This window comes from Devosia sp. Root436 (genome assembly GCF_001426345.1).
GTDB lineage: Bacteria > Pseudomonadota > Alphaproteobacteria > Rhizobiales > Devosiaceae > Devosia.
Window position 1 is genome coordinate 496552 of sequence record NZ_LMEM01000009.1, and the last position, 12956, is coordinate 509507.

Consider the following 12956-nt stretch of genomic DNA (forward strand, 5'->3'; position numbering starts at 1 on the left):
GGTCAGTCTCCGTCGAGGGAAGAAAAGCCGACGCTGAGCCCCAGTGCCGCCGAAAGCTGCTCGCCGATCAGCGCCTGCAACGAGCCGGTGACGATCACCAGATAGTTCAGCGCCGCCACCTGCTTGTCGTCGGCCACCGCCTCGGCCACCGGTGAGGTCACCAGGTCCAGCGCCCGCACGGCATTGCCGAATTCGAAGTCGATGGAATTGTCGAGCCCGGCATCCTTCTGCGCCACGGCCCGCGCTATGCCCGAGACTCCCAGCAGCCGCCGCATCCCGTCCACATTGGCGCGGAGCATTTCCAGCGTCAGCCCCGAGCGCCAGAACAGCGCCTCCTTCGGCCGCGCCGCGCGCTCGGCCGTGGCCAGGAACGGGTTGAGGCGCGTGTCGCGTGTCGCTTCGATGCCATGCGACAACAGCCCCACCAACTCCTCCAGCGCCTCGTTCTCGCTGCGATAGTCGGCAAATGCCGCCTGCGGCACCGTCAGATGGTCGGCAATGCCACCGGGCGCGAACCACCCCGCTGCGAGCTCCCCGGCAATCTGGGCGATATTGGCCGCTACGGCCCGTCCATAGGCGCAGCGAAACGCCCCCTCGGGCTGCAACAATGTCTCCGCCCCGGTGCCATAGAGCACGAATTCCAGCGCCCCGAAGCCCTGCGCCGCCACGCTCTTGCCGCGCAATGTGTCAAGGCTCGCCGCCGTCTCGTCCGCCGTGGCCAGGATAGCCTGCACCTGCTTGAGCCCGATGCCCTTGCGATCCGGCCAGAACAGCAGCCGGTCGACCCGGTTGTCCTCCATCAGCGGCCCGATGCGCAGGAACTCGATCCGCCCATAGGCCAGCCCCGCCTGCCGGAACTGCCCCCTGGCAATGGCCATCGTGCCTTCCGAGGGCACCGTGCACAGGGCATTCATGGCGATGCGCAGCCCGCTGGCCCGCGCCTTGAATTCCAGCATGCCCGGCCGGATCACCTGGGTCACCGCCGTCTGCAGCACTTGCGATACCGGCGTGGTCTGCGCCGCCGCCGGGGCAATCGCAAGCAGCATCAGGACAATGAGCACAAGCCGCATCAGAGCGATTCCAGGAAGGCGACGAGATCGTCGCGCGTGGTTCGGGACATCGCAGCGAACGCATCGCGCGCGGCCTGCGCCTCCCCGCCATGCCACAGAATGGCTTCGGGGAGATCGCGAGCCCGCCCATCATGCAGGAAAAATGTGTGGCCGGAAACGATTTCCGTCAATCCGATCCCCCAGAGCGGCGGCGTGCGCCACTCAAATCCGTCCGCCTGCCCCTCCGGCCGGTGATCGGCCAGCCCCTCGCCCATGTCATGCAGCAGGAAATCGGCATAGGGCCAGATCAGCTGGAACCGGTGCGCCGGGTTCTCGGCATTGCGGCTGGTGACGAATTTGGGCACATGGCAACTCGCGCAGCCCGCGCCATAGAAAGCCTGCTTGCCGCGCAATACCGCCGGGTCGTCCACGTTCCGCCGCTCCGGCACGCCCAGCGTCTGCGCGTAAAACGTCACCAGGTCCAGCACCGGGTCAGGCGCCTCCGACACGCCCAGCCGCGCCTGCTCGCCGGTGGGCATGGCAAGGCATTCCGGCTGGTTCTCTGTGCAATCGCCAAACGGCAGGTTCACCAGCGGCGTCGCGATCCCGATATCGCCCGCAAACGCCGCCGCCGACTGGCTGCGAATGCTGGCCATTCCCGCCTTCCAGCCAAACCGCCCCAGCATCACGGTCTGGCTCACCGGCTCGATGGTCCAGTTCGGCCGCCCCGAAATCCCGTCGCCGTCAAGATCATCCGCATCGGCCAGCGCCAATATGTCCTCGGCCGGGATTTGCTCCACCAGCCCCAGCCCGATCATCGGATTGGCCAGCCGCGGCGACAGCATCACCGTGTCCGCCAGCGGCCCATAGGCCAGATCCGCCACCGAATAGGTCGGCGCCCGCAGGGTCACCACCGTCCCGTCGCCCAGCGTCACCTTCAGGTCGGCATAGTCGATCACCATCCGCCCCTCGGCCTTGAGCCCCGGCACGGCGAAATCCTGCAATTGCGTGCCATAGATGGGGTCGCCCACTTCGCCCGCGATCACCCCGTCCATGGCCAGCCGCGTATCATGTGGCCCCGGCGGCACCGACAGCCGCAGGAACATCGACACATTCTCCGCCTGCCCCTCGAAGGGCGGATGCCCGCGCCCATCCTTGATGTGGCAGCTCTGGCAGCCCCGCGCATTGAACAGCGGCCCCAGCCCGTCCGACGCCTGCGTCGAACTCGGCGAACTCACCCATATCTTGCGGAACAGCGCATTGCCGAGCTTGAATTGCTCTTCCTGCTCGAAACTCAGATTGTCGAGAAAGTGGGAAAACGAGTCGGCATTGGCATCGAACGTCGTCGTCCCCTTGCCCGCCGGTTTGCCCTCGAAATTCTCCGCCTTGGAGAAATCGGTAGCTGGCGCCGTCACGGCCCGCACCCGCGCCAGGTCCTCCGCCGTCAGATCCCCGCGCACCGCCTGGTCCTGCGCAAAGGCCAGCCCGCCGACGAGCAACGCAACAAAAGCGATGGTGAGGTGAGTTTTCATGGCGCGGACATACCGGCTCTTGCGCAAATTTTCAAACACCCCCGATGTCATCCCGGCCTTGAGCCGGGATCCATCCTGAGATGAAAGGTCTGGCCACCAGGCGGTTCAACAAACCATCTTGCGGCCGTGATGCGATCTCGGGATGGACCCCGGCTCAAGGCCGGGGTGACACCGCGTTTGCGGCATGGCCAGCGCTTATTCGAACACCGCATCCGGGTTCGACAAGCTGTCGCTGTCCTCGATCGTCACGTCATCCAGTTCCAGCAACGCCACGGCCCGCTCGATGCCGCGCGTCTGGGCGATCAGCCCGTCGATTGCCGCCTGCACCACGGCATTGCCCTCGGTATTGCCCTCGGCGATCTGCTGGTCATAGGCCTCGCCGCCCTCGGCCCTGTCAGCCATGACATGCATCCTGGCCACGGTATCGTCGAGCAGGGCCTTGATCTCGGTATCGAGCGCCGCGTCCTTGCCCGCGATCACCTGCGACAGCGACGGCCCTTCGACCACTGTGCCATCCACCCGCACATATTTGCCCAGATAGACATTCTGCACGCCGATGGCGTCGTTGAGGTGGGAAACATGCGTATTGTCCGAGAAGCAGTCGTGCTCTTCTTCCGGATCGTGCAGCAGCAGGCCCAGCTTCATGCGCTCGCCTGCCACTTCGCCGAAGCTCAGCGAGCCCATGCCGGTGAGGATCGCCGAGATCCCCAGCTCCGGCAGCGCCGCGCGGGCCGCGCCGTCAGCGGCCCAATTGCCAACCATCTCCTCAAGATCGCTCACCAGCAGGCTCGACGCCGCCTTGAGATAGGCCGCGCGGCGGTCGGCATGCTCGGCCGTCGAATAGTCGGTATAGGCCCGCGCCCCGGCGCCCGGCCCGGTGCCGTTGAGGTCCTGGCCCCACAGCAGGAACTCAATGGCATGATAGCCCGTCGCCACATTGGATTCGACGCCCGCCGCTTCCTGCAGATTGTCCTGCAGCAATGCCGGCGTGATGTTGGTGGCGTCCAGTTCCACGCCATCGATCATCAGCTTGGGATTGGCGATGACATTAGCCACATAGAGCGCATTGCTGTCGCTTTCGCTGCCATAGCTGGCATCGACATAGTCGATCAGCCCCTCATCCAGCGGCCAGGCATTCACCCGCCCTTCCCATTCATCGACGATCGGATTGCCGAAACGGAAGGCTTCGGTCTGCTGGTAGGGGATGCGCGCCGCCTTCCAGGCATCCCTTGCCGCCTGCAACGTCGCTTCGCTCGGCTCGGCAATCAGCGCATCCACCGCCGTATCCAGCGCCTTGGCCGTGCTCAACGCATCCTCGTAACCCGCCAGCGCGATATCGGCATAGGTAGCCAGCACGGCGGCGTCGTCGGGCGCCTGCGCAAAGGCGGCCATCGGCGCCACCGACAGAGTGAGAGCAATGGCGAAGCTGCGCAAATTGCGCTTGCCGAGCGAGATCATGGGCGATCCTCCAGGATGATTTCAAAACCGGACTACGCCACTCATCTTAGGAAATCAAATGGAAAATCAGTAGTTTGGAAAGGGTCTAAAGTGGAGCCAACGAGTGGAGCCCACCCTCGCCCCTTGAGGGAGAGGGTGGATTTCTGCGTTCAGCAGAAATCCGGGTGAGGGGTGCTGCGCTCGCCCATGCTTTTGATGCTTGTGGAACCAACCCCTCATCCGCCCTTCGGGCACCTTCTCCCACAAGGGGAGAAGGGGAACTCCGTGTTTGTGGCACGACAGAGCCAAGCCCACCGCACCCACCCTCCCCTTGTGGGGAGGGTGGGCAGACTGAGACATCCCCCAATTTTTTGACCATCTGGACTAAACTGTCACAAAGGGGCACTGTCACATTCGCAACTGGGAGGATGCGGCTTGGGTGGAGGATGGTGCGCAAACGGTTGAACAGCGGGCATTCCCGGCCGTCATGCGCCGGCCGACCCGCCGTCATCGCGCTGTCACACCACCACACTACTTGCCTCCTAAGTTCGCCGGATCGCCCCCAGACGGGCGTTCACGAACGACTTTTCAGGGAGACTGAACATGTCCATCAAGACCGTCCTCGGCGCATCCGTCTCGATGCTTGCCGTGCTCGCCGTTTCTGCGCCCGCCTTCGCCCAGGCCGACCTCGACGCGCTTTACGAAGCCGCCAAGGCCGAAGGCCAGCTCACCACCATCGCCCTGCCCCATTCCTGGTGCAATTATGGCGGGGTGATCGAGGCCTTCAAGGCCAAGTATCCGGGCATCACCGTCAACGAGCTCAACCCCGATGCCGGCTCCGCCGACGAGCTCGAAGCCGTCCGCGCCAATATCGGCAATACCGGCCCGCAGGCGCCCGACGTACTCGATGTCGGCCTGGCCTTTGGCCCCCAGGCCAAGGAAGAAGGCCTGCTGCAGGCCTACAAGGTCTCCACCTGGGACGACATTCCCGCCGACGCCAAGGATGCCGACGGCTTCTGGTATGGCGACTATTACGGCGTGCTCGCGTTCGGCATCAACAAGGACATCATCACCGGCGACAACCCGGCCTCCTGGGCCGATCTGATGAAGGACGACTTCGCCAATTCGGTCGCCCTGGCCGGTGATCCGCGCACCGCCAACAATGCCATCCTGTCGGTCTATGCCGCCGGTCTCTCCACCGGCGCCGATGCCGCCACCGGCGCCCAGGCGGGCCTCGAATATTTCAAGGCCCTCAACGACAAGGGCAATTTCGTCCCCGTCGATGCCGAAGCCGCCGCCATCGCCCAGGGCACCACGCCCATCGCCATCAACTGGGACTACAACCTGCTGGCCGCCCGCGACAACCTCAACGGCAACCCGCCGATCGACGTCGTCGTGCCGTCCGATGGCGTCGTGGCCGGCGTCTATGTCCAGGCCATCTCGGCCCATGCCCCGCATCCCAACGCCGCCAAGCTCTGGATGGAATATCTCTATTCCGACGAAGGCCAGCTCGGCTGGCTGGCCGGCTATTGCCATCCGATCCGCTTCAGCGCCATGGCCGATGCTGGCGTCCTTCCCGACGACCTGATGGCCAAGCTCCCCGCCGCCGACAACTACGCCAAGGCGGTATTCCCGAGCATCGACGAGCAGAACGCCAACAAGGCCACCATCACCTCAGGCTGGGACACCACGGTCGGCGCCAGCGTGCAGTGATCGCGACGCGCAGAACTCGGTTCTGCCCACCCTCCCCCTTGAGGGGCTTCGAACCGGCCCGCAGGGCAAGATCGCTCCGGTGGAGCCATCTTAGGTGAGAAGGCCATGAGAGCTACGCTCGAATGGCTGGTAGCGACGCTAGGCCCCGCGGGCCGTAGCAAAGCTAGGGAGGGGGTGTCGACTTTCAGCGCACGCTGATAGCACAACACCCCCACCCTGCTCGATCACGGACTTAGCTGACGCTAAGTCCTATCTCGCTTCCCTCCCCACAAGGGGGAGGGTGAACTCCACTCGGTGGCCATATCGAGCCACAACACCCACAGCGCGGATTCCTCCCCTATCAGGGGGAGGCCAGGAGGGGGCATCCAACTAAAAATGACCACCGCATCCCCACCACCTCGCCGCATCCCCTGGGACGCCCTCGCCGTCGCCCCCTTCATCCTCTTCGCGGTGATGTTCCTCTTCCTGCCCACGCTCGGCATCGTCGGCGCCGCCTTTACCGATCGCGCGGGCAATTTCACCCTCGACAATATCTTCGGCCTCTTCACCGACCAGATTCTCGCCGCCTACTGGATTTCCATCCGCATCTCCGGCGCCTCGGCCATTCTGGGCGCGCTGATCGGCCTGGCCATCATTCTCGCCATCATCAGGGGCCGCCTGCCCGCACCCTTGCGCTCCGCCGTCATGACCTTTTCCGGCGTCGCATCCAATTTTGCCGGCGTGCCGCTGGCCTTCGCCTTCATCGCCACGCTCGGGCGCCTGGGCCTCGTCACCATCATCCTGCGCACCGTCTTCGGCTTCGACATGTATCGCTCGGGCTTCAACCTCCTGAGCTTCTGGGGCCTCACCCTCACCTATCTCTATTTCCAGATTCCGCTGATGATGCTGACCATCGCCCCGGCGGTGGATGGCCTCAAGAAGGAGTGGAACGAGGCCGCACAGATGCTCGGCGCCAGCCAATGGCAGTTCTGGCGCTATATCGGCCTGCCCATCCTGTGGCCCAGCTTCCTGGGCACGCTGAGCCTGCTCTTCGCCAATGCCTTCGGCGCCATCGCCACCGCCTGGGCCCTCACCGGCTCCAACCTCAACATCGTCACCGTCCTGCTCTACAACCAGATCAGGGGCGATGCCCTGCAAAATCCCGGCCTCGGCGCCGCCCTGGCGCTCGGCATGATCGTCATCACCTCGCTGGCCAATGTCATCTATCTCGTCGTCGCCGCCCGCGCCGAGAGGTGGATGAAATGAAGGCCAACAAGTTCTGGGCCTGGCTCACCTTCGCCCTCGGCGCCGCCTATTTCATCGTGCCGCTGCTCGCCACTTTCGAATTCTCGCTGCGCATGCGCCGCGGCGAATACAGCTTCGATGCCTATGCCTCGGTCTTTGCCGATCCCTATTTCGCCAGCAGCTTTTCCTATTCCGTCGTCATCGGCCTCATGACCATCGTCGTCGGGATTCTGGTGGTCGTGCCGGCGGTCTATTTCGTCCGCCTGCGCATGCCCTGGCTGCGCCCCCTCATGGAATTCATCACCCTGCTGCCGCTGGTCATCCCGGCCCTGGTGCTGGTCTACGGCTATATCCGGCTCTACAATTCTTCTTCCATCATCCCCTTCACCGGCAGCGCCCTCGGCACCGATATCCTGCTCACCTGCGCCTATGTCACCCTGGCCCTGCCCTATATGTATCGCGCCGTCGACAACGGCATGCGCACCATCGATATCGGCACGCTGACCGAGGCGGCGCAGATCATGGGCGCCAATCAGGCCCAGATCATCGGCCGCATCATCCTGCCCAATATCCTCGTCGCCATCCTCTCCGGCGCCTTTTTGACCTTCGCCATCGTCATCGGCGAATTCACCATTGCGAGCCTGCTCAACCGCCCGGCCTTCGGCCCCTACCTCGTCGGCATCGGCACCAACCGCGCCTATGAGCCGGCCGCCCTCGCCATCATTTCCTTCATCATCACCTGGGGCGCCATGGGCATGATCAACGTGCTGGGCCGCTTTGCCCCCCGCACCTCCGCCAGAACTGACTGAGGCCGATTGACCATGGCATTTCTCGACGTCCAGAACCTCACCAAGACCTTCGGCCAGACCACCGTGGTCAAGGGTGTGAGCTTCGCCTTCGACAAGGGCGAGTTCATCTCCCTGCTCGGCCCCTCCGGCTGCGGCAAGACCACCATCCTGCGCATGATCGCCGGCTTCGAAAAACCCACATCCGGCAGCATCGAGGTCGATGGTCAGGACATCACCCATCTCAAGCCCAACCAGCGTCAGCTCGGCATGGTGTTCCAGGCCTATGCCCTCTTCCCCAATCTCAATGTCGGCGACAATATCGGCTTCGGCCTCAAGATCGCGGGCATGGCCACCGAGGAGCGCCGCGCCCGCATCGACGAAATGCTGAGGCTCATCGGCCTCTCCGGCTTCGACAAGCGCTACCCCTACGAGTTGAGCGGCGGCCAGCAGCAGCGCGTCGCCCTGGCCCGCGCCATCGCCCCGCGCCCCCGCATGCTGCTGCTCGACGAACCGCTCTCGGCGCTGGACGCCAAGATCCGCGTTTCCCTGCGCGAGGAAATCCGCGCCATCCAGCTCGACCTCGGCATCACCACCGTCTTCGTCACCCACGATCAGGAGGAGGCCCTGTCCATTTCCGACCGCATCGTGGTGATGAATGCGGGCAATATCGAACAGCTCGGCGCGCCGCACGAAATTTACAACAAACCGGCCACCCGTTTCGTCGCCACCTTCGTCGGCCAGCTGAACAGTCTCGACGCCACCGTTCTCGATCCGGCAACAAAGACCGTCTCCATCGATGGCCAGTCGGTCGTGGTTCCCCAATTGCCCGCCGATGCGGCGGCAAATGCCAGCAGCGTGCTGACATTGCGGCCCGAAATGATCACCATCGGCGCCCGCGACGGCAACGATATCACGCTGTCGGGCACCATTGCCGATGTCACCTTCCTGGGCTCCGTCATCCGCCTGCGCGTCGCCCTCGGCCGCAATACCGTCAGCCTCGACACCTTCAACGACCAGCGCATCGCCCCACCCGCCCGCGGCGAAAAAGTAACCATCAGCCTCGCCAGCAAGGACCTGCTGGTATTGTAGCTGGCGCCAGGCGATGGACGCACGAATGCGCCGCCCGGCCCGGAGGCGTCGCGGATACGAGTGATGGGCGGCCTTTGGACCAAGAACTGTCGACATAGAACGGACCAAGGGCCGCCCATCACGGGTCTGGAGTTTCCTCACCGGGTCCGGACACAGGTGCCAAACGGGCGCCCCCGTCTCCAGCCTCCCCGCCCGGCCCTGCGTCGGGGCCGCGTGATTGGCGGGGATGGGCACAGTATGCACCAGCTTTTTCGAACGGGGATAAGTTTATGCTGACGCCGGGATTCACCGCTGGACCGCCACAATTCTGGCAGTCATTGTGGTGGCATTATCGAGGAGTGCGCCGTGGATAACCCCTTCGTCTCCACCGACTGGCTGGCCGCCCATCTGAGCGACCCTGATCTCGTCGTGCTCGACGGCTCTTGGCACATGCCCAATGCCAGCAGAAACGCCCAGGCCGAATATCTCGCCGGCCACATCCCCGGCGCGATCTTCTTCGATATCGACGGCATCGCCGATACCACCACCGACCTGCCCCATATGCTGCCCGCCCCCAACGATTTCGCCCATATGGTCGGCGCCTTGGGCATTTCCGACGGCATGACCATCGTGGTCTATGACGAACTTGGGCTGTTCTCCGCCCCCCGCGTCTGGTGGACCTTCCGCACCATGGGCGCGGCCGATGTCCGCATCCTCAGCGGCGGCGGCCCCAAATGGCGTGCCGAGCGCCGCGCGACGGAAACCGGGCTCGTCACGAGACCCCGTCAGGTCTTCCATACCGATTTCGATCCGGCCCGCATCTCCACCTTCGAAACCGTGCGCGACCGCAGCCGCGACGGCGCCGCCCAGATCGCCGATGCCCGCCCCGCCGCCCGCTTCCATGCCGAAGCCCCCGAGCCCCGCGCCGGCCTGCGCGGCGGCCATATTCCCAACAGCCTCAGCATCCCGGTGAGCCTGCTGACCGACGCCGGCCAGATGAAATCCCCGGCCGAACTCACCCGGCTTTTCGCCGATCGCGGCCTGGTGCTAGACAAGCCCATCATCACCTCCTGCGGCTCCGGCATCACCGCCTCGACCCTGGCGCTCGCCTTGCAGGTTGCCGGCGCCGATAACGTCGCCGTCTATGACGGCTCCTGGGCCGAATGGGGCGCCCGCAAGGACGTCGAGGTGGAGCCCTGAAGTTTGCCACGAACCCCAACAAAAAAAGCCGCCGGGGTCGCCCCCGACGGCTTCATCACTTCCGGCTCAAACCCTCAGGCCGAGCGGTTCTTGTTGTAGAGATCGAAGAACACTGCCGCGAGCAGCACCACGCCCTTGATCATCTGCTGCCAATCGATATTGACGCCCATGATCGACATGCCATTGTTCATCACGCCCATGATGAAGGCGCCTATGACGGCGCCGGCCACCTGGCCCACGCCGCCCAGCGCCGAAGCGCCGCCGATGAACACGGCCGCGATCACGTCGAGCTCCAGCCCCTGCCCGGCCTTGGGCGTCGCCGAATTGAGCCGCGCCGCATAGATCATGCCGGCCAAAGCCGCCAGCGCGCCCATGATGGCGAAGACGTAGAAGGTCATCCGCTCGGTCTTGATGCCCGACAGGGCAGCTGCCTTCAGATTGCCGCCCAGCGCATAGATGCGGCGGCCGAAAGTCATGCGCTTGGTGACGAAGACGAACAGCGCGATCAGCAGCGCCATCACCACCAGTACATTGGGCAGGCCCTTATACGAGGCCAGCATATAGGCGAAGAACAGCACCAGGGCCGCGATCACCAGGTTCTTGACCACGAACAGCCCGAACGGCTCGCTTTCATAGCCGCGCGCCTTGCGGCGGGCCCGGCCGCGAATGGCAAAGAACACCATGCCGACGATGGCCACGATGGCGATCACCATGGTCGTCGTGTGCAGCGCCAGCCCCTGCACGCCCTCGCTGGCCGGGACCAGCGTGGTCGGCCCGATGATATCGGGGATGAAACCCGCCGACAGCAGCTGGAATTCGGCTGGGAACGGCCCCACCGACTTGCCCGAAAGAATGGCCAGCGACAGGCCCTTGAAGATCAGCATGCCGGCCAGCGTCACGATGAAGCTGGGAATCCTGTGATAGGCGATGAGATAGCCCTGCGCCGCCCCGATCACCGCTCCGACCACGAGGCAGATGGCGCCGGCCACGAACGGATTGGCGAGGAAGGCCAGCTCGGGCGGGAAATCCCAGCCGATCATCAACATCGCCGCCAGCGCGCCGATGAAACCGGAAACCGACCCCACGCTGAGGTCGATATGGCCGGCCACGATGACCAGCAGCATGCCCAGCGCCATCACGATGATATAGCTGTTCTGCAGGATGATATTGGTCAGGTTCACCGGCTTGAACAGCACGCCATTGGTGAAATACTGGAAGAACAGCATGATCAGGATCAGCGCCAGCAGCAGGCCGTAGTCGCGCATATTGGCCTGCAGCGCGCCCCAGATGCTGAGTTCCTGCATCTTGGCCGGTTCGCCGGTCGCGGAGATGCCCGGCTGGGCGGTTTCTGTGGTCATGATGCCTTCCCTTCGGCGCGCACGATCGAGCGCATGATCTGTTCCTGGCTGGCTTCGCTTGTGGCCATTTCGCCCACGATGCGGCCTTCGTTCATTACATAGAGGCGGTCGGTAATGCCGAGCAGTTCGGGCATCTCCGAGGAGATGACGAGGATGGCTTTGCCCTGCGCCGCCAGCTGGTTGATGATGGTGTAGATTTCATACTTGGCGCCGACATCGATGCCGCGCGTCGGCTCGTCCAGGATCAGCACATCCGGATTGGCGAACAGCCACTTGGAAAGCACCACCTTCTGCTGGTTGCCGCCGCTGAGATTGCCGGTGACCTGGTAGACGCTGGACGAGCGGATATTGGTCTTTTTGCGATATTCGTTGGCGACGTCCATTTCGCTGAGGTCGTCGATCACCCCGACCCTGGAAATGCCCGCCAGGTTGGCAATCGTGGTGTTGTGCTTGATATGGTCGATCAGGTTCAGCCCGTAGGTCTTGCGGTCCTCGGTGGCATAGGCGATGCCATGCGCCACCGCCTTTTCCACCGTGGACGTGTCGACCTTCCTGCCATGCAGGTAGACCTCGCCGGTGATCTTCTGGCCATAGGATTTGCCGAATACGCTCATGGCAAATTCGGTGCGGCCCGAGCCCATCAGCCCGGCAATGCCGACCACTTCGCCCTTGCGGATGGTGAGACCGATATTCTTGATCACCTGCCGGTCGCGGTGCTGCTGGTGATAGACGCTCCAGTCCTTCACCTCGAACACCACGTCGCCGATATCCGGTACGCGGGCCGGGTAACGGTCATCCAGCGAGCGGCCTACCATCAGGGTGATGATGCGGTCTTCGCTGATATCCTCCTTGTTCAGCGTCTCGATGCTGCGCCCGTCGCGGATCACCGTGATGCGGTCGGCCACCTTGCTCACTTCGTTGAGCTTGTGGCTGATCAGGATCGAGGTAATGCCCTGATTGCGGAATTCCATCAGCAGGTCGAGCAGGGCCGCGCTGTCCTTTTCCGACAACGATGCGGTGGGCTCGTCGAGAATGAGCAACTGCACCGACTTGCTCAGTGCCTTGGCGATTTCCACCAGTTGCTGCTTACCGACGCCGATATTGGTCACCAGCGTATCGGGGTCTTCGGTGAGGCCCACCATGCCGAGCAGCTTGCGGGCGCCGTCGCGTGTCTCGTCCCAGTCGATCACGCCGGCCCTGGCCTGCTCGTTGCCCAGGAAGATGTTCTCGGCAATCGACAGCAGCGGCACCAGCGCCAGCTCCTGGTGGATGATCACGATCCCCTTGTGCTCGCTGTCGCTGATCGATTTGAAATGCTGCTCTTCGCCCTTGTAGATGATCTGGCCATCATAGCTGCCGGAGGGATAGACCCCGCTCAGCACCTTCATCAGGGTGGATTTGCCGGCCCCGTTCTCGCCCACGATGGCGTGGATTTCGGCCTCGCGGACGTCGAGATTCACATCCGACAGCGCCTTGACGCCGGGGAAGGTCTTGGTGATGCCGCGCATCTCCAGAATCGTATTGGTCATTGAGTGCTTTCTCACACTGGCCGCCGCATCCTAGCGCTTTTCCATAGTCGTTGGAATT

Annotated in this window: 10 protein-coding genes; 5 read left to right on the forward strand and 5 right to left on the reverse strand. The window is 63.9% G+C overall.

Annotated features, from left to right (window positions below):
• Positions 1-2: 2 nt before the first annotated feature.
• From ASD04_RS07425 to ASD04_RS07435, 3 genes are all read right to left on the reverse strand, one after another.
• On the reverse strand, positions 3-1070 hold the full coding sequence (locus ASD04_RS07425) for an imelysin family protein (protein WP_056254782.1): 1068 nt from the start codon (positions 1068-1070) through the stop codon (positions 3-5).
• Positions 1070-2581, reverse strand: a complete 1512-nt coding sequence (locus tag ASD04_RS07430) for a di-heme oxidoredictase family protein (RefSeq protein WP_056255480.1) — start codon at positions 2579-2581, stop codon at positions 1070-1072. Before ASD04_RS07430 ends, ASD04_RS07425 begins: the two co-directional genes overlap by 1 nt.
• Positions 2582-2776: 195 nt before the next feature.
• A complete protein-coding gene (locus ASD04_RS07435; RefSeq protein ID WP_056254785.1) occupies positions 2777-4039 on the reverse strand; it encodes an imelysin family protein in 1263 nt (420 codons plus the stop codon).
• A gap of 618 nt (positions 4040-4657) precedes the next feature.
• On the opposite strand from ASD04_RS07435, the gene ASD04_RS07440 reads away from it, so the two are divergent.
• The 5 genes from ASD04_RS07440 to sseA all read left to right on the forward strand — a co-directional run bounded on the left by ASD04_RS07440 (position 4658) and on the right by sseA (position 10011).
• Complete coding sequence (locus ASD04_RS07440; RefSeq protein ID WP_244488282.1) at positions 4658-5731, forward strand: ABC transporter substrate-binding protein; 1074 nt, start codon at positions 4658-4660, stop codon at positions 5729-5731.
• Positions 5732-6106: 375 nt separating this feature from the next.
• The gene (locus ASD04_RS07445) at positions 6107-6976 is read left to right on the forward strand and encodes an ABC transporter permease subunit (RefSeq protein ID WP_056254790.1); all 870 of its coding nucleotides are present in this window, start codon (positions 6107-6109) and stop codon (positions 6974-6976) included.
• Complete coding sequence (locus tag ASD04_RS07450) at positions 6973-7764, forward strand: ABC transporter permease subunit (protein WP_056254792.1); 792 nt, start codon at positions 6973-6975, stop codon at positions 7762-7764. Before ASD04_RS07445 ends, ASD04_RS07450 begins: the two co-directional genes overlap by 4 nt.
• A gap of 12 nt (positions 7765-7776) precedes the next feature.
• Positions 7777-8832, forward strand: a complete 1056-nt coding sequence (locus ASD04_RS07455; RefSeq protein ID WP_056255481.1) for an ABC transporter ATP-binding protein — start codon at positions 7777-7779, stop codon at positions 8830-8832.
• Between the two features lie 345 nt (positions 8833-9177).
• Positions 9178-10011 carry a 3-mercaptopyruvate sulfurtransferase gene (gene sseA / locus ASD04_RS07460; RefSeq protein WP_156461150.1) on the forward strand — a complete coding sequence of 278 codons (834 nt, stop codon included), beginning with the start codon at positions 9178-9180 and terminating at the stop codon, positions 10009-10011.
• 74 nt (positions 10012-10085) lie between these two features.
• On the opposite strand, the gene mmsB is transcribed toward sseA, so the two are convergent.
• Positions 10086-11315: a multiple monosaccharide ABC transporter permease gene (gene mmsB / locus ASD04_RS07465; RefSeq protein ID WP_244488283.1), complete on the reverse strand. Its 1230-nt coding sequence runs from the start codon at positions 11313-11315 to the stop codon at positions 10086-10088.
• A 50-nt stretch (positions 11316-11365) separates the two neighbouring features.
• Positions 11366-12898 carry a multiple monosaccharide ABC transporter ATP-binding protein gene (gene mmsA, locus ASD04_RS07470; protein ID WP_056254800.1) on the reverse strand — a complete coding sequence of 511 codons (1533 nt, stop codon included), beginning with the start codon at positions 12896-12898 and terminating at the stop codon, positions 11366-11368.
• Positions 12899-12956 lie beyond the last annotated feature (58 nt).